This window comes from Streptomyces sp. NPDC088706, assembly GCF_044752765.1.
Classification (GTDB): domain Bacteria; phylum Actinomycetota; class Actinomycetes; order Streptomycetales; family Streptomycetaceae; genus Streptomyces.
On sequence record NZ_JBIVLW010000007.1, the window covers coordinates 247846 to 264591 of the forward strand.

At 72.6% G+C, this 16746-nt stretch carries 15 protein-coding genes; 9 read left to right on the forward strand and 6 right to left on the reverse strand.

The genetic code is table 11. The features are described from left to right. The first annotated feature begins 101 nt into the window (after positions 1-101). The 8 genes from ACIQAK_RS19440 to ACIQAK_RS19475 all read left to right on the forward strand — a co-directional run bounded on the left by ACIQAK_RS19440 (position 102) and on the right by ACIQAK_RS19475 (position 9258). The gene (locus ACIQAK_RS19440; RefSeq protein ID WP_366389041.1) at positions 102-1196 is read left to right on the forward strand and encodes a substrate-binding domain-containing protein; all 1095 of its coding nucleotides are present in this window, start codon (positions 102-104) and stop codon (positions 1194-1196) included. A 241-nt stretch (positions 1197-1437) separates the two neighbouring features. Then, positions 1438-2745, forward strand: a complete 1308-nt coding sequence (locus ACIQAK_RS19445) for a sugar ABC transporter substrate-binding protein (RefSeq protein ID WP_366389040.1) — start codon at positions 1438-1440, stop codon at positions 2743-2745. A 255-nt stretch (positions 2746-3000) separates the two neighbouring features. Then, a complete protein-coding gene (locus ACIQAK_RS19450) occupies positions 3001-3993 on the forward strand; it encodes a sugar ABC transporter permease (protein ID WP_366389039.1) in 993 nt (330 codons plus the stop codon). Beyond that, a complete protein-coding gene (locus ACIQAK_RS19455) occupies positions 3990-4922 on the forward strand; it encodes a carbohydrate ABC transporter permease (protein ID WP_366389038.1) in 933 nt (310 codons plus the stop codon). Before ACIQAK_RS19450 ends, ACIQAK_RS19455 begins: the two co-directional genes overlap by 4 nt. Before the next feature lie 56 nt (positions 4923-4978). After that, complete coding sequence (locus ACIQAK_RS19460) at positions 4979-5965, forward strand: hydroxyacid dehydrogenase (protein WP_366389346.1); 987 nt, start codon at positions 4979-4981, stop codon at positions 5963-5965. A 46-nt stretch (positions 5966-6011) separates the two neighbouring features. Then, complete coding sequence (locus ACIQAK_RS19465) at positions 6012-7499, forward strand: HAD-IA family hydrolase (protein ID WP_366389037.1); 1488 nt, start codon at positions 6012-6014, stop codon at positions 7497-7499. A 473-nt stretch (positions 7500-7972) separates the two neighbouring features. Further along, positions 7973-8785 carry an ArsR/SmtB family transcription factor gene (locus ACIQAK_RS19470; RefSeq protein ID WP_401848494.1) on the forward strand — a complete coding sequence of 271 codons (813 nt, stop codon included), beginning with the start codon at positions 7973-7975 and terminating at the stop codon, positions 8783-8785. 50 nt (positions 8786-8835) lie between these two features. Further along, complete coding sequence (locus ACIQAK_RS19475) at positions 8836-9258, forward strand: SH3 domain-containing protein (protein WP_366389035.1); 423 nt, start codon at positions 8836-8838, stop codon at positions 9256-9258. 186 nt (positions 9259-9444) lie between these two features. On the opposite strand, the gene ACIQAK_RS19480 is transcribed toward ACIQAK_RS19475, so the two are convergent. From ACIQAK_RS19480 to ACIQAK_RS19490, 3 genes are all read right to left on the reverse strand, one after another. Then, positions 9445-10314 (reverse strand): class II fructose-bisphosphate aldolase, encoded by an 870-nt coding sequence (locus ACIQAK_RS19480; protein ID WP_366389034.1) that lies wholly within the window; start codon positions 10312-10314, stop codon positions 9445-9447. Positions 10315-10364: 50 nt separating this feature from the next. After that, a complete protein-coding gene (locus ACIQAK_RS19485; RefSeq protein WP_366389033.1) occupies positions 10365-11249 on the reverse strand; it encodes an SIS domain-containing protein in 885 nt (294 codons plus the stop codon). A 160-nt stretch (positions 11250-11409) separates the two neighbouring features. Further along, positions 11410-13620 (reverse strand): AAA family ATPase, encoded by a 2211-nt coding sequence (locus tag ACIQAK_RS19490; protein WP_366389345.1) that lies wholly within the window; start codon positions 13618-13620, stop codon positions 11410-11412. A 341-nt stretch (positions 13621-13961) separates the two neighbouring features. Here ACIQAK_RS19490 and ACIQAK_RS19495 point away from each other — a divergent pair, with 341 nt between their 5' ends. Continuing rightward, complete coding sequence (locus ACIQAK_RS19495; RefSeq protein WP_366389032.1) at positions 13962-14213, forward strand: hypothetical protein; 252 nt, start codon at positions 13962-13964, stop codon at positions 14211-14213. A gap of 73 nt (positions 14214-14286) precedes the next feature. On the opposite strand, the gene ACIQAK_RS19500 is transcribed toward ACIQAK_RS19495, so the two are convergent. From ACIQAK_RS19500 to ACIQAK_RS19510, 3 genes are all read right to left on the reverse strand, one after another. Then, positions 14287-14715 (reverse strand): pyridoxamine 5'-phosphate oxidase family protein, encoded by a 429-nt coding sequence (locus ACIQAK_RS19500; RefSeq protein ID WP_366389031.1) that lies wholly within the window; start codon positions 14713-14715, stop codon positions 14287-14289. A 112-nt stretch (positions 14716-14827) separates the two neighbouring features. Continuing rightward, positions 14828-15742, reverse strand: coding sequence for a serine hydrolase (locus ACIQAK_RS19505; protein WP_366389030.1), 915 nt, complete (start codon positions 15740-15742; stop codon positions 14828-14830). Beyond that, positions 15739-16617 carry a LysR family transcriptional regulator gene (locus ACIQAK_RS19510; protein ID WP_366389029.1) on the reverse strand — a complete coding sequence of 293 codons (879 nt, stop codon included), beginning with the start codon at positions 16615-16617 and terminating at the stop codon, positions 15739-15741. The genes ACIQAK_RS19505 and ACIQAK_RS19510 overlap by 4 nt, the downstream gene beginning before the upstream one ends. Between the last annotated feature and the right edge of the window lie 129 nt (positions 16618-16746).

A 16746-nucleotide genomic window follows, 5' to 3' on the forward strand; every position in this document is an offset into this window, starting at 1 on the left:
GATGCGATCGATATGGTTGAGGGGTGCGGGCGGAGGCCACGGGACCCGGTCCCGCGCCGCCGGCCCGCCGCCACAGCCGTCTTTCGAGACCAGGGGGATCCATGCGACTCCACGTCGACCAGCGCCACGAGCGGGTGCTCCAGCTCGTCCGGGAACGCGGCAGCCTCCGCGTCGCCGAACTCGCCGAGGAGCTCGGCATGTCCGCGGTCACCCTGCGCAGGGACGTCGAGACGCTCGCGGCCCAGGGGCTGGTGGAGCGGCTGCACGGTGCGGTGGTCTGGCCCTCCGGGGCGCCCCGGCCGGCCCCCGCCGCTCCCTCCGCCGAGGGCCTGGTGGTGGGCATGGTCGTCCCGACCACCGAGTACTACTACGCGGACGTCGTGCGCGGCGCCCGCGAGGCGGTGGAGGCCGCTGGCGCGCGCCTGACCATCGGGCTCTCCCGGTACCTCCCCGACGAGGACGCCGCCCAGGCCCGCCGCCTGCTCTCCACCGGCGCCGACGGCCTGCTCCTGACACCGAGCTGGGAGCGGGGCCACCCGGGGCCGGGGGAGGGGCTGTGGGTGGCCGAGCAGGAGATGCCGGTCGTCCTGGTGGAGCGCTGGGCCCCGCTCGGCCATCCGGCGGCCGGCCTGGACCGGGTGCGCTCCGACCACGCCCACGGCGCCGCGGAGGCCGTCGCGCACCTGGCCGGTCTCGGCCACCGGTCCATCGCGCTCGCCGTGCAGGAGAGCCCCACCGCCCCCCGCCTCAGGGCTGGTTACGCGGCCGCCGTCGCCGCCCTGGGGCTGAGCCCGGTCGCCGGCCCCTCCGAGCGGGACGCGCCGTCCCGCTCGGAGGCCGACCGCTTCGAGCGGACGCTGGAGCACCTGTGCCAGGGGGTGGCGAGCGGCAACGTCACCGCCGCCATCGTGCACAGCGACGCGGACGCGATCGTGCTCGTCCCGCGCCTCCAGGCCCGGGGCGTGCGGGTGCCGGAGGACCTCGCGGTGATCACGTACGACGACGAGGTGGCGAGCCTGGCCGACCTGCCGCTCACCGCCGTGGCGCCGGACAAGCGCGGCGTCGGCGCGGCGGCGGCCAGGCTCCTGCTCTCCCGGCTGGGCGTGCCCGAGACGGGCCCCGCCGCCCGTCGCCACCTCGACATCCTGCCCACGCTGCGGGTCCGGGTCTCGTGCGGAGCGGCCGCCCGCGCCTGACGGGACGCGGCTCCCGCCGACGTGACGCACTGCCGCACCGGCCGTGCCCCGGGTCAACAGGCCCTGTGGGTACGGCTTTTCACGTGCTCCCCCCCGCCGTGCGACCGCTCCGCGCGCACATCATCCGATGATCGATTCGATTGAATTGGTCGTTTGGTCTTGACGGTGATCGGTTCTGCGCAAAATGATGTGTGCCGTTCGCCTCATCTCCCGCAGTTCGAGGTCCCGTAGGAGCCGGTCCATGCCCTGTACGCACCGCACCACCCGCCTCGCCCTCGCCGCGTCCGCCGCTTCGCTGACCCTGGTCGTCACCGCTTGCGGCGGCGGCCCGGACTCGGACGCGTCGGGCGCCGGTGACGGCAAGCCCGTCACGCTCACCTTCTGGTCGGCCACCGCGGGCGCCAAGGAGACGGCCGACGCGTTCAACAAGACGCACCCGGACATCAAGGTGAAGTTCTCGCTCGTCCCGGCGGGTCCCGAGGGGGTCACCAAGCTCTCCAACGCGGTCAAGGGCGGCAACGCCCCCGACATCGCCACCATGGACTACTCCGCCCTCCCCGAGTACGCCAGCGAGGGCAACCTGGAGGACCTCACCCCCAGCTCCGGCGAGCTGGTGAAGAAGGAGTTCCCCGAGGCCGTCCAGTCGTTGGTCGACCTCGGCGGCTCCACCTGGGCCGTCCCCTTCGACGTGACGCCCATCCAGCTCTACTACCGCAAGGACCTCTTCACGAAGTACGGCGTCGAGGTCCCCACGACCTGGGCCGAGTACCGGACGGCCGCGGAGAAGATCCACCAGGGCGACCCGGACCTCACCATCACCAACTTCGGCGGCGGCGACCCCGCCCTGCTCTCCGGTCTCGCCTGGCAGGCCGGCGCCCAGTGGTACGGCACGAAGGACGACGCCTGGAAGGTGGACATCGACGACCCCGCGTCGCGGAAGGTCGCCGCCTACTGGGACGGCCTCCTTGAGGACGGCCTCGCCTCCAGGACCCCGCTCTGGGGTGAGGGCGAGACCAAGGAGCGCGCCACCGGCAAGGTCGCCACCATCATCGGCGCCGCCTGGAGCGCGGGGAACTTCCCCGTCAGCTACCCCGACAGCAAGGGCCACTGGGGCATAGCCCCGCTCCCGACCTGGGACGGCACACCGAGCACCGGCATGTACGGCGGCACCTCCTACATCGTCCCCAAGGGCAGCGAGCACACCGACGCCGCGGCCGAGTTCATCAAGTGGGTCACCACCGACCCCCGGGCGATGACCGCGCGCCTGAGCTCCCTCAAGACCCCCAGCAGCGCCCTGCCCGCCAACGAGTCCATGCGGGCCGCGGCCGCCAAGGAGTTCGACAGCTCCTACTTCGGCGACCAGGACGTCTACCGGCTCGCGGGCGAGGCGGCCGACACCATCGTGCCCGGCTGGACCTGGGGCCCGGTCCAGCAGCAGGTCACCTCGGCGCAGATGCCCGCCGGGGGAGACCACACCAAGATGCTGAGCGCCGGACAGGCGAAGGGCGAGAGCGCGGTCACCGACCGCGGCCTGAAGCTCGCTCCGTAGCCCGCGCCCGGCCGGCGGGGCGCAAGGGGGTCCGGCGACGAACGGCCCCTACCGTCCCGCCCCGGGGTCCGGCGACGAACGGCCCCTACCGTCCCGCCCCGGGGTCCGGCGACGAACGGCCCCTACCGTCCCGCCCCGGGGTCCGGCGACGAACGGCCCCTACCGTCCCGCCCCGGGGTCCGGCGACGAACGGCCTCCACCGCCCCGCCCCGGGCACACCCTCCCCTCCCGCCCATCCCGCCGAAGGAGCACCAGGTGGCAACCCCACTCACCCGGCCGGCCAAGACCCCGGCACCTCAGGCCGCGCGGCCCTCGGACGGCCCCGCCGGGCCAGGAAGGCCCCGCGCGTCGGGCGGCCCGGGCGCGCGGCGCGGACAGCGCCGGGCCGTGGCCCTGTTCATGGTGCCGTTCTTCGCCCTCTTCACCGCCGTCACCGTCCTGCCGATGTTCTACGCGGCCTGGATGAGCCTCTTCCGCGAGGAGTCCTCCGGACTCGGCTTCGGTGGCACCGAGCGGGTCTTCGCCGGATTCGGCAACTTCACCGAGGCCCTCGGCAACGAGGCGTTCCTCCGCTCCTTCGCCCACATCGCGCTCTACTGCGCGCTGTACATCCCCGCCATGGTCGGCGGCGCGCTCATCCTCGCCCTGCTCGTCGACTCGGCCATGGCCCGGGCCCGCCGCTTCTTCCAGATCGCCTACTTCCTGCCGCACGCGGTGCCCGGCCTGATCGCCTCGCTCATCTGGCTCTACCTGTACACCCCGGGCCTCAGCCCGGTCACCGACGTCCTCGACGCGCTCGGCGCGAACTGGAACTTCTTCGGCCAGGACGAGGCGATCTACTCGGTCGTCAACATCTCCGCCTGGCAGTGGACCGGCTACAACATGATCATCTTCTATGCCGGGCTACAGGCGGTCCCGCGTGAGGTCCTGGAGGCCGCCACCGTCGACGGCTCGGGCGCCCTGCGCACCGCCCTCCAGGTCAAGGTACCCATGATCCGGCCCACCGTCGTCCTGACCCTCCTGTTCACCTGCGTCGGCGCCATCCAGCTCTTCGACGCTCCCAAACTCGTCCAGCTCCGCGCCAACACCATGGGCGAGGACTGGTCACCGACCATGTTCATCTACACCGCGGCCTTCAAGGGCCACGACTACGGCCTGGCCGCCGCGAGCTCCCTGCTGCTCGCCCTCGTCGCCGGCCTGCTGTCCTTCGTCGTCACCAAGCTCGGCAACCGGTGGAAGGCCTCATGAGCACCCAGACAGCCACCCCCGACGCACCACCCGCCCCCGAGCCTCCCGCCGAGGCCGGACGCCGATCGTCCGCCGCCCCGCGCTCCCGGGGCGGCCGGGGACTCACCTCACGGGTCCTGGTCAACGGCGTACTCGCCGTCGTAGCCGTCTACACCCTCATGCCGCTGACCTGGCTGCTCATCGCCGCCACCAAGAACTACCGCGACCTGTTCGCCACCAACCCCTTCAGCCTCGGCGACTTCCACCTGCTGGCCAACCTGGACGCCCTGTTCGCCTACAACGACGGGCTGTACGGCCGCTGGCTGCTCAACAGCCTCCTCTACACCGTCGTCGCGGCCGCCGCCTCCACCCTGGTCTCGGTGGCCTGCGGCTACGCCTTCGACAAGTACGTCTTCCGGGGCAAGGAGAAGCTGTTCGGCGTCGTCCTGGTCGGCGTCCTGATCCCCTCCACCGTCGTCCAGCTCCCGCTGTACCTGATGGCCTCGCGGCTCGGCCTCGTCGACACCTACTGGGCCGTGCTGATCCCCAGCCTCGTCAACCCGTTCGGCGTCTACCTGGCCCGGGTCTTCTCCGAGGGGTACGTACCCGGCGAAGTCCTGGAAGCGGCCCGGGTCGACGGTGCGGGGGAGCTCAGGACCTTCACCGAGGTCGCCCTGCCGATGCTCGCACCCGGCTTCGTGACCATCTTCCTGTTCTCCTTCACCGCCGGCTGGAACAACTTCTACGGCGCGCTGATGATGCTCAACGACGAGCGGCTCTACCCCGTCAACCTGGGCCTGTTCATGTGGAACCAGAACGTCTACCAGCAGCCGGAGCTGTACCCGCTGGTCATCATCGGCTCCCTGGTGGCCGTCGTCCCGCTGATCGCCGCCTTCCTCTGCCTGCAGCGCTTCTGGCGCTCGGGCCTCACCGCAGGAGCCGTCAAGTGAGCCGCCCCGCCCCCTCGTCCAGCCGGCCGCGCACCCGCCCCCGTACCGTCCTGGCGATGAGCGGCGAGACCCGCGACGCGATCCTCCGCCCGGCGGCACTGGAGCGCCTCGCCCGGGTCGCCGATCTGGAGCCCGCCCTGCTCGTCACCGACTTCGGCGCCGACGCCCCCGCCCAGCGCGCCGCGCTGCGGGACGCCGAAGCCCTCTTCACCGGCTGGGGCTGCCCGCCCCTGGACGCGGCCGCCCTCAGCGCCATGCCCCGGCTGCGGACCGTCGTGCACGCGGCGGGCTCGGTCAAGCACCACATCACCCAGGACGTCTGGGACCGCGGCATCACCGTCTCCACGGCCGCCGCGGCCAACGCCCTCCCGGTCGCCGAGTACACGGTCGCGGCGATCCTCCTCGCCAACAAGCACGTCCTGGAGAGCGCCCGCGTCTACCGGGAGTCACGCACCCGGGTCGACCTGCTCACGGAGTTCCCCGGGATCGGCAACTACCGCCGCACGGTCGGCCTCGTCGGTGCCTCCCGCATCGGCCGCCGCGTCGCCGAGCTGCTGCGCCCCTTCGACCTGCGCGTCCTCGTGCACGACCCGTACCTGGACGAGGAGAGCGCGCGGGCTCTCGGCGTGGAGCTGGCCTACCTGGACGCGCTCGTCGCGCAGAGCGACGTGGTCAGCATCCACGCCCCCGAACTCCCGCAGACCCGCCACCTGTTCGACGCCGGACGCCTCGCCCTGATGCGGGACGGCGCCACGCTCGTCAACACCGCACGCGGCTCCCTGGTCGACACCGACGCCCTGGTCAAGGAGCTGGTCACCGGTCGGCTGAACGCCGTGCTCGACCATACGGAACCCGAAGTGCTGCCCGCCGACTCGCCGTTGTACGACCTGCCGAACGTCCTGCTCACCCCGCACATCGCCGGCTCCCAGGGCGGCGAGCTCCACCGGCTCGCCGACGCCGCGGTCGACGAGCTCGAACGGTACGCGCACGGGCTGCCGTTCGCCCACGCGGTGGACCCCCGCACCCTGCACCAGCAGGCCTGACCCCGTATTCCTGCCACCACCCCCAGCATCGCCCCGGGAGACCACCATGCCCCGCGCCCGCCGGGTGCTCGTCGTCGGCATCGACGGCGTACGCCTCGACACCCTCGCCCGTGTCCCCACTCCCCACCTCGATACGGTCGCCGACGCCGGATTCCTGGCCCCCGTGACGGTCGCGGAGTCCACCCCCACCATGTCCGGCCCGTGCTGGGCGACGATCACCACCGGTGTGCGCGTCACCAAGCACGCGGTGTGGTCCAACGACCTCAGCGGCCACCGCCTCGGCGTCTTCCCGGACTTCACCACCCGCCTGGCCCGCCAGGACGGCCGCCGCACCTATGTCGCGGCAGCCTGGGAGCCCCTGGTCACCGTGGCCGACGGCGGCCCGATGTTCCGCCATCCCACCCGCCTCACCCACCACGCTCCGGCCGCCGACACCCCGCGGGCCTGGGAGGACGCGGACGAGGCGACCGTGCGCGACGCCGTCACCGTACTGACCCACGAGGACCCCGAAGCCTCCTTCGTCTACCTCGGCGCCCCCGACGAGACCGCCCACCACCTCGGCTGCGGCAGCGCCTACGAGCGGTCCGTCGTGGCGGCCGACCGCCGCCTGGGCCGCCTCCTCACCGCCCTGCGCGCCCGCCCGTCGTACGAGGAGGAGGCCTGGACGGTCCTGGTCGTCACGGACCACGGGCACCGGGACGAGGGCGGCCACGGCGGGGACAGCGAGACCGAACGCACGGCGTGGCTGGCCTGCGCCGGCCCGGACATCACGGCGGGCGCCCGCCCCCTGCGCCCGGTGCTCCACGAGGACGTCGCGGCCCAGGCCTACGCCGCGCTCGACCGGGCCCCCGACTCGCACTGGACCCTCGACGGCACCGCCCTACCTACGCTGCCGCGGGCCGTCCTGCTCGACATGGACGGCACCCTGGTGGACACCGAACCGCTGTGGCTCGACGCGGCCCGTGAGATCGCCGCCGCCCACGGCCGCACCCTCACGGACGAGGAGGGCGCCGGAGTGCTCGGCCGCACCTGCGCCGACACCGCCGCCTACCTCAGGACCCTGTGTCCCCGGGCCGTCAGCAGTCCGCACCTGGCGGCCGATCTGGAGGACACCTTCCTCGCGGCGGTCGAGGCGGGCATCCACCTGCGCCCCGGCGCCCGTGACCTGCTCGACCGGCTGACGGACGAGAACCTGCCCGCGGCCCTGGTGTCGGCCTCCCCGCGCCGGGTCGTGGACGCGGTGCTCAAGACGCTGGGCGCCGAGGTGTTCCGTACGACGGTGGCGGACGGCGAGACGGACCGCTCCAAGCCCCACCCGGACCCGTACCTCGAAGCGGCGGCGCGTCTGCACCTCCCGCCCGCCGCCTGCCTGGTGGTCGAGGACAGCCCCACCGGCGTCGCGGCGGCCGAAGCGGCCGGCTGCCGGGTGGTGGCCGTCCCCTCGGCGGCACCGATCCCGGCGGCTCCGGGCCGCAGGGTGCTGGGAAGCCTCGCGGCGCTCGTGGACGCATGGGACACACCGGCGCGGGGGTGACGGGCCGGGGGAGGGGCAGCACGCCCTTCCCGCCGCATCGAGGCCGTCAGCAACTCGTGGCCAGGGCTTGCCCGTCCTGGCGACGGCGTTCGACGACAGGCTGAGTCCCGTGCGCCGGATGCGCGGTGCGGCTGCGACGGCCTGGATCTGGGAGAACCCGGGCCGCGTCGAGCAGCACGGCGGTTCCTGGTCCCGACGGGACGCACGTGATCGGCACTCCGCAGTCCCGTACGTGGTGAACTGTGCTGCGGGCAGTCGGAGTGGGGGGAGGTTTCGCGATGTTACGCATCTACTTCACGTCGGAGGACCTGACGCGAACGCGCGTCGCCACAACTGTCGGGGTGGCGGCGGAGACCTACCACAGCGTGGAAATGCTGAGGGACTCCCGTGACTCCCCCCAGTTCGGCACGTGGCGGTCCGCTGTCGCGAGTCAGCTGGGGCCGCACACAAGGCCGCTCACATCGCTGCTCCCGGTGCGCGGCCCCGGGCTCGATCTGCTGGCCCTGATGGGCGATCCGCCCGATCTGGAGCATGCCGTGGACAACCTGCTGTCCACGCCTGTCCTCCGGTTGCGGAGGGAGTTCGACGGCATCGAATTCCGTCCCGCGTACGCGCCTTGGGCGCGGCGGCTGCGTGATGGGGACCGCGAAGCCCTGCGGGAGTTCGCCGACGCTGTGCGTGGCTGGCATCAGCTGGCCGTCGAGCCCTTCTGGAACCAGGGGAGGTCCGCTCTGGTGGCGTTGTCGGCCCACTACGCGGACCTGGTGCTCCAGGGGGGCGTCGATCTGCTGCTGAGGTCGCTGGGGGTGCCGGAGGTCCGCTGGCGCCCGCCCGTGCTGGAGGCGCCGTATCCGCGCCGGACCGAGGTTCATCTGCGGGGGCGGGGCCTGGTCATCACGCCGACGGTGTTCTCTCCTCAGGGGGTGAGCTTCCTGTGGGATCCGCTCGACACCGCGCAGCCGCCCAGGCTGACGGTGCCCGCCCTTCGTGAGCCGCTGACCGATGGCGGGCCTGCCGAGCATGGTGGCGTCCCTGCTCCGGGCCTGGCATCCCTGCTGGGCCGCACCCGGGCCGCCGCCCTCCTGGCCACCACGGCGGGTTGCACGACAACGGAGTTGGCCCGTCGGCTCGGAGTCTCGGCGGCGGCCGCCAGCCAGCACACGAGGGTCCTCCGGGACGCGGATCTCATCACCACCACTCGCCGGGGCGGGTCCGTTCTGCACCTCATCACCCCTTTGGGAACGGCCTTGCTGAAGGCGCGGCGGTTCAACCCGGGCGGGGTTTAAGGCGTCGCTTAACGCGTTGTCGGCGCCGGAGGCGTGGGTCCATCATTCCGGTGACCGGGCACCGCGGGCCCGTTCGGACCATCGAGCCGACCTGGGAGAAGCAGACCATGATGACCCTCACCGCACGCCTCCTGCCGCTCGCCGCGGCAGCCGCCCTGCTGAGCCCGCTGGCACTGACCGGTACCGCGACAGCCGCCCCGGCGCACTACGCGTGCGGCAGCACCCCGCCCGACCTGGACCCCGTCCAGGGGACCGGCAAGGCGAACGGCGTCAACATGCGCACCGGCTCCAGCACGTCGTGCGCCAGCCGGGGGCTGGCACACCGCAGCCACACCATCAACTACCACTGCTGGACCCTCGGCCAGGACGGATCCACTTGGACCTACGCCCGCAACCTGTCCACCGGCTACGCCGGCTGGATGCGCGACGACCTGCTCCAGGACAACGGCAGCAGCGTCCACTGCCCCCTCTGAGCGGTCATCCCGTCCGCAGGCGGGGCAGTACGTAGGAGCCCGCGGCCAGTTCCGGTGGCCGCCACCGGCACGGCGTTCACAGCGTCTTCGCCCACGCCGCGTCAGCCGCGGCGATCCCCGTCCGGGGAACGGTCACCGTGACCGTTCCCCGGACGCCCTCCCGGTACGAGGTTCGGAGACAGGCACCTACGCCGCTTCCGCGGCAGGCGCGAGCAGCACGGACATCAGCCGGGTCACCGTCTTGGCCATCGCGTCCCGGCCCCGGGCGAGACAGGCGCGCGGATCGACGCCCCGCTCGTCCTGAGCGAGGTGTTCCCGTATCGCGCCGGTCATGGCGATGTTCAGCGCGGTACCGATGTTGACCTTGGCGATCCCGCCGGCCACGGCCCGGGCGAGCTCCTCGTCACCGACGCCGGACGACCCGTGCAGGACCAGCGGCACCGGCACGGTCGTACGGAGCCGGGACAGCAGGTCGTGGTCGATCCGGGCGTCCCGCGAGGTCATGGCGTGCGAGGTGCCGACCGCCACGGCCAGCGCGTCGACCCCGGTGGCGGCGACGAAGGCGAGGGCCTCTTCCGGATCCGTCCGGGCACCGGGCGCATGGGCGTCCAGCGGAGCCTCCCCGTTCTTTCCGCCGACCTGGCCGAGCTCGGCCTCCAGCCAGAGACCCTCGCCGTGCGCCCAGGTGACGGCGGCCCGGGTGGCCGCCAGATTCTCCGAGTACGGCAGCCGGGCGGCGTCGAACATCGCCGAGCTGAACCCGCACTCCGCCGCCTGGCGCAGCAGCTCGGGGGAGTGGACATGGTCGAGGTGGAGGGCGACCGGTACGGCGGCCGCCCGCGCCGTCTCGTGGGCGGCGCGGGCCAGCGGGCGCAGCCGGCCGCCGTGGTACTTGACGGCGTTCTCGCTGATCTGGAGGATCACCGGGGCCCGCGCGGCCTCGGCGCCCTCCACGATCGCCTCCGCGTGCTCCAGGGTGATGACGTTGAACGCGGCGACCGCGCCGCGCCGGGCTGCGGCGCCGGCGATCAGCTCGCCCGTGGTGGTGATGGGCATGGCAACTCCGGGAAGAGGGGGCTCGGCCGTCGGCCGGGGGTGGGAGACCGTCAGGCCGTGCTGAGGATGACCGAGCGCGTCAGATGGCGCGGCCGGTCGGGATCGAGGCCCCGGGCGTCCGCGATCGCCAGGGCCAGACGCTGCACCCGGACCAGCTCGGCCAGCGGGTCGAGCCCGCCGGCCACCCAGCGGGCGCCGGTCGCGTGGACCTCGTCGGAGAGCCCGGCCGGTGCGTCACCCAGCATCCAGGTGGCGGTGGAGCGGGTGGAGATGCTGATGGGGCCGTGCCGGTACTCCATCGCCGGGTACGCCTCGGTCCAGGCCAGCGCCGCCTCGCGCATCTTCAGCGCCGCCTCGTTGGCGAGCCCCACGCTCCAGCCCTGTCCGAGGAAGGTGAACTGGCCGCACTCCACCAGACCGGCCGGCAACGGCTCGGCGAGCGCGACCTGCGCGTCCTCCACGACCGCGTCGGTGTGCAGACCCAGGTGGGCGCGGAGAAGGGTCAGTGCCGAGGTGGCGAACCGTGTCTGTACGACGGACTTCTCGTCGGCGAAGTCCAGGACCACCGTGTCGTCGGCCAGCGCAGCCATGGGGCTGTCGGGATCCCCGATGACCACGGTCCGCCGCGCGGTGCCGCGCGCCTGCGCGAGCAGGCCGAGCACCTCGGTCGTGGTGCCGGAGCGGCTCAGCGCCACGATCCGGTCGTAGCGGCGCCCGGCAGGGAACTCCGAAGCGGCGAAGGCGTCGGTCTCCCCCTGGCCACTGCCCTCGCGCAGGGCCGCGTAGGCCTGAGCCATGAAGTACGAGGTCCCGCAGCCGACGACGGCGATGCGCTCACCGACCGCCGGGAGCTGACCCCCGAGCCCGTCGGCCATCCCCGCCGCCCGCTGCCAGCAGTCGGGCTGACTGGCCAGCTCCCGTGCCACATGCGTCATCTGCTCTCCCCATGCCGCGTCATGCTCGAAGCTGTATATTAGGCCCGCATTTCGAGCATTATCAAGCAGTGGAGGAGGGTGGCGGTGGGTGACGGACACAGAAGCGCCCTCCGGGGTGTACCCGGAGGGCGTGGCGGTCAGGACATCGGCATGACGTCGGTCAGCGCAGCGCCGAGGGCAGCTCCTCCCGGTGGATGATGCCCAGCCGCTGGGTGGCGCGGGTCAGCGCCACGTACAGGTCGCTCGTTCCGTACCGTCCGGGTTCCACGACCAGCACATGGTCGAACTCCAGCCCCTTGGCCTGGCGCGGATCGAGCAGCACCACCGAACGCGTGAGGTCGGGCTCGGCGCCCGCCGTGACCGCGTGCCAAGGCGCGGCGATCTCCTCGTGCAGGGCACGCGGCGCGATCACCGCCAGGCGCCCCTCCCGCGGCGTCAGCTCCGCGACGGCCTTGGCCACCGCGCCCGCCAGATCCTCACCCGCGTCCCGCACCCACGGCTGCTCACCGGTCGAGCGCACCGAACCGGGCGCCACGAAGGAGGGGTCGGCCTCGCGTACGACGCGGGCGGCCAGCTCCATGATCTCGGCAGGTGTACGGTAGTTGACCCCGAGCGTCACATGGTCGAAGCGGTCACCGACGTACGGCTCGAGAATCCTCTCCCACGAACCGACCCCGGCCTCCTCGGACGTCTGGGCCGGATCACCGACCAGGGTCAGCGAACGGGTCGGGGAGCGCCGCATCAGCAGCCGCCACGCCATGGGCGACAGCTCCTGCGCCTCGTCGACGATGATGTGCCCGAACGCCCAGGTGCGGTCGGCGGCGGCCCGCTCGGCCGCGCCGCGGTGGTCGATCTCCTCGTGCCGCTCGGCCATACGCTCGGCGTCGATGATGTCGTGGGCGGCGAGGACCTCGGACTCCTCGTCCTCGAACTCGTACGTCTGTGAACCACGCGACAGCTCCAACAGCCCCTGTGCGTAAGCGATCCGCTCCTGCCGCTCGGCTTCGGCGGCGGCCCGCTCGGCGCTGTCGTCGAGACCGAGCAGCTCGGCCGCCTCATCGAGCAGGGGAACGTCGGCCGGGGTCCACTCCCCGGCGTCGGGCGCCCGCCGCAGGGCGTCGGCGTCCGCCTCCGCCAGGTACCTGGGCTCGGCCAGATATCCGGCCAGGAACTCCTGCGGGGTGAGCGCCGGCCACAGCGTCTCGACGGCGTCGTGCACCTGACCGCTCATGGCGACGGCCTTGCCGAGCTGCGCGATGTCGTCCGGCCCGAGGAAGTTGGGGCCGCCGTACGGGTCGGCGCCGATGCGCTCGGTCAGCTGCTCGGTGAGGGCGTCGATGATCCGGAAGGCGAAGTGCGGGCGGGCGAGGTTGTGCGGCAGCAGGGTGTCCCGGGCCGCCTGGCGGGCCTCGTACGCGATCTCCCAGTCCAGGATGAGGTCCCCGTCGTCGTGCGGGATGACCAACGGGGCTCCGGGCTCGGGAAGTTGTTGCCGGTCGCGTACGGCGAGGGCGAGCGCCTCGGCCATCTGCGCCCCGCCCTTGACCGCGGCGGCGCGGGGCGTGTCGGTGCCGGTGGCGTGGACGCCCGGGAAGAGTTCGGCCTGCGTGGCGAGCAGGACCCCGGTCTCGCCGAGAGCGGGCAGCACCTCCGCGATGTAGCGCAGGAAGGCCGGGTTGGGGCCCACGATCAGCACGGCGCGCTTGGCCAGCACCTCGCGGTGCTCGTACAGCAGGAAGGCGGCCCGGTGCAGCGCGACCGCCGTCTTGCCGGTGCCGGGCCCGCCCTCGACGACGAGGACACCGCGGTGCGGAGCGCGGATGACGCGGTCCTGCTCCGCCTGGATGGTCCGAACGATGTCACCCATCCGGCCGGTACGCGCCGAATTCAGCGCGGCCAGCAGGACGGCGTCGCCGTTGGGGTCCTCGAAACCGGTGCGGTCGTCGTCCCCGAGGTCGAGGATCTCGTCATGGAGCTCGGTGACCACGCGCCCCTCGCTGGTGATGTGCCGGCGCCGCCGCAGCCCCATCGGCACGTGCCCGGTGGCGAGATAGAAAGGCCGGGCGACCGGCGCACGCCAATCGATCAGCAGAGGTGTGTGCTCGGTGTCGTCCTGTCGAATTCCGATGCGGCCGATATGGTGCGCGGCGCCGTCGGAAAGATCGATGCGTCCGAAACACAGCGAGCCGTCCACCGCGTTCAGCGCCGCGAGCAGCCCCGACCGCTCCGCGACCAGCACATCGCGCTCGAGCCGGGCCTGCAGCCCGGTCCCGACCGGTGTCAGCGCCTCCTCGACGCGCCGGGCCGTGACCCCGCGCAGCTCGTCGACCCGCGCGTGGACACGGTCGATGAATTCCTGCTCTTCCCGCAATTCGACGGCTTCCCGGTTTGACAAAACGGCTCCCTGCCGGATAAGGTTCTTCTTATAAGGCCTCCGCGTGGGGCCTTTCTGCATGAACACAGAAGAACCAAATATACGCGGGAATATCCCTGGTACGCAATTGCGGGCCGGGGATATTCTGTTCCGCGGGCCGGCGGCGGGAGCTGCTGGCGGCCGAGGCCCGGAGCGTCATCGCGGTGCCGGCGGGGACCATGCGGCCGTCCGTGTGTATCGACCCGCAGCCACGCGTGTCCGCCTTCGTGTCGCGCCCCTCCTGCGTAACGGTTAGGGCTCCGCACCATCCGTTACGCAGTTGCTGAAAAGGAGCACCCATGCTTCGTCGTATCGCCATCACTCTTGCGACCGTCGCCGCGGCCGGCCTCGTGGCGGCCACGCCCGCCGTTGCCGACGGCTGGGAGGGCGGCAAGACCGCCGCCGGTTACCAGGAGGTCGAGGTCGAGCGCGGCAACGCCGAGTACACCAACCTCGGTGGCCCGTACGGCATCACGTACGCCAAGGAGCGGAAGTTCGAGTTCGAGGCGGAGCGCGGCTTCCTCTACTCCGAGTACCTGCACGGCCGCTGATCCCCAGCGCCGGTCAGGGCCCGCCCCCCTGAGGGGGACGGGCCCTTTTTCCGTCACCGGGTCCGCCGACGGCTCAGACCCCGCCGAGGTCCGAACTCAGCCAGCGCTGGGGCCGCAGGTGGATGACCACCTGCTCGCCGTGTTCCTTCCAGGCGAAGTCGACATAGGCGTCGACCTTCTCGGCGGGCAGGTAACGGGACGCGATCTCCACCAACTGCTCACGGGTGGCGGGGAGCGTGGCGACGACGGGGCCCTCCACGGACACATAGCGGACGCTCGGGGTGACCCGCTCGACCATCAGGGAGAACCGCCCTGCCGCGGCGATCAGCCGACCCTTGCGGGAGTCGCGCCCCGTCATGATCCAGACGTCACCGCCGGGCTCGTACTGGTACCAGATGGGCACGGTGAGCGGGGCGCGTCCCTCCTCCGCCGAGTCCACGGCCAGCGCGGCGATATGCGGTTCGGCCAGGAACTGTTCACGCTCGTCACGGGTCAGAGCCACGGCTACTCCTCCATCGACCGGTTGTCCTGCGCCCAGCATGCCGCACGACGGGCCGCCGGGGCCGGCCACGCCCACGGCTTCGCGGGTCGGCCCTCTCCCCCCCTCCGCGAGGTCAGACGCCTTGGCCTGCGCGCAGCTCCTGCACCGCGACCCTGGCCACCGCCCCGATCACGGCGTCCGCACGCGGAAGCTTCTTGTCGGCGCGGGCGGCCTGGGTGAAGACCACGGCCGTGTAGACGCTGCCGTCCGCGAGTTCCACCACCCCCGCCTCGTGACGCATGGAGCCGAACGAGCCGGTCTTGCCGTACACGGTCACATCGTCGTACGGGAATCCGGCGGCCAGGCGATGGGTCCACGCCTGGGTGAGCATCGCCGCGCGCATGAACGAGCAGCTTTCGGGGGACGCCGCCTCGTCCGTCCAGATCGTCCGGAGCAGGCGGGCGATGTCGGCCGGCGTGGAGGACGCTTTGTACGCGGGGTCGTAGACGTCCGGCGGTACGACGGTGTCGTTGTCCGCCACCCGGGCCATCGCGGCGTCCAGCGAACCGGCGCCCGTGTCGGCCAGCAGCCGGTCGAACGTTCCGACGACCCCTCCGTGGATCCGGGTGTGCGGCAGTCCGAGATCGGCGCACACCCGGTCGACGACCTGGGGGCCGACCGCCCGAAGAACGGCGTGGGCCGCGGTGTTGTCGGAGACGCTCATCATCTGCACCACCAGGTCGCGCAGCGACATCGTGACGGGGTCGCGCAGGATGGACAGGCCCGTCGGGCCGGGAACCCGGTCGGCGGCCTCCAGCGTGAGCCGGTGACGCGGGTCGAGCCGCCCCGCGTCGGCCAGCCGGCAGAAGGCGGCCATCAGCGGCACCTTGTAGACGGAGCCCATCGGCACCTGCCCGTCCGGGTCGATGGCCACCTGGGCCGACGGGCGGTCCAGCTCCGCCACGTGCAGCCAACCCCGGACGCCCGCGTCGTCGAACAGGGAACGGATGGTCCGCTGCACCCCGCCGCCACGCCGGGAGCCGTTCATCGTGCCGTCCCCTGGGCCAGGACGTCCTCCAGCAACCGCGCCGTCCCGGCCGGATCTTCGGAACCGGAACGCCGGGAGTTCCAGACCACCCGCAGCCGCAGGGGCAGCGGCGGGTCGGTCGCCCGCCGCCGCTCGACCCGCGAGGCCCTCAGCCCCTCGTCGGCCGTGACCAGGACGGCCTGGCCGGCCGCCACCAGCGCCAGTCCGGCCCGCTCGTCCGCGACCACCACCGTCTCCACCCGGCGGCCCCGGCTCGCCAGCGTGTCGACGAAGAGGTCATGGGCGGCGGGCGCCTCCCCCCGGGGGCGTACGGCGACGGGCAGCCGCCATGCCGCCGTACCCGTATCGCCGGAGTCCGCCGGCCGGGCGGGAGCGAGGATCCAGGTCGGCAGGAGGATCACCTGCCCGGCGGCGAGGCCGTGCAGCACAGCGGGGTGCCGGACCACCGCCAGGTCCAGGCGGCCCGAGGCGACATCGGAGAGCAGGGTCGCGGTGGGAGCCGTCACCGTGCTGATGCGGGTCCGGTCGCCCGCCCGGACCGGAGCGGCCGCCACATCGGCCGCCAGGGGCGCCGGTACCTCGGGGACCAGCCCCAGCCGCAGGCGGCGGCCGTCCGCGTGCTCGCGGGCGCCGGCCTCCCGCAGCTCCGCCAGGGCGGCGAGCGCCCTGCGGGCGTGCGGCAGCAGCAGGGCGCCCTCCTCGGTGAGGAACACCCCTCGCTCCCGCTCGAACAGCCGGACACCGAGCAGCGCCTCCAGTCGGCGCAACCCCTGGGAGAGAGGCGGCTGCGTGATCCCCACCCGTTGTGCGGCGGCGCCGAAATGCTCCTCCTCCGCCAGCGCGACGAAGATTTCCAGGTGCCGTTCCGTCAGCACTCCATCTCCCTGGCATGCGGTGATACGACCGGTGAATCACTCCGATGCCGAGATCGTATTCGACTTGCGGGGCAGCGGCGGGTTTGACTCCGGGGAGGCCGATGACGCGGCCCGCACCCGGTGACGGTG

Bases quoted from the DNA above. Each gene is read 5' to 3' on its own strand.
- ACIQAK_RS19440 (WP_366389041.1), top strand. From the start codon at position 102: ATGCGACTCCACGTCGACCAGCGCCACGAGCGGGTGCTCCAGCTCGTC.
- ACIQAK_RS19445 (WP_366389040.1), top strand. From the start codon at position 1,438: ATGCCCTGTACGCACCGCACCACCCGCCTCGCCCTCGCCGCGTCCGCC.
- ACIQAK_RS19455 (WP_366389038.1), top strand. From the start codon at position 3,990: ATGAGCACCCAGACAGCCACCCCCGACGCACCACCCGCCCCCGAGCCT.
- ACIQAK_RS19460 (WP_366389346.1), top strand. From the start codon at position 4,979: ATGAGCGGCGAGACCCGCGACGCGATCCTCCGCCCGGCGGCACTGGAG.
- ACIQAK_RS19465 (WP_366389037.1), top strand. From the start codon at position 6,012: ATGCCCCGCGCCCGCCGGGTGCTCGTCGTCGGCATCGACGGCGTACGC.
- ACIQAK_RS19480 (WP_366389034.1), bottom strand. From the start codon at position 10,314: ATGCCCATCACCACCACGGGCGAGCTGATCGCCGGCGCCGCAGCCCGG.
- ACIQAK_RS19485 (WP_366389033.1), bottom strand. From the start codon at position 11,249: ATGACGCATGTGGCACGGGAGCTGGCCAGTCAGCCCGACTGCTGGCAG.
- ACIQAK_RS19495 (WP_366389032.1), top strand. From the start codon at position 13,962: ATGCTTCGTCGTATCGCCATCACTCTTGCGACCGTCGCCGCGGCCGGC.
- ACIQAK_RS19505 (WP_366389030.1), bottom strand. From the start codon at position 15,742: ATGAACGGCTCCCGGCGTGGCGGCGGGGTGCAGCGGACCATCCGTTCC.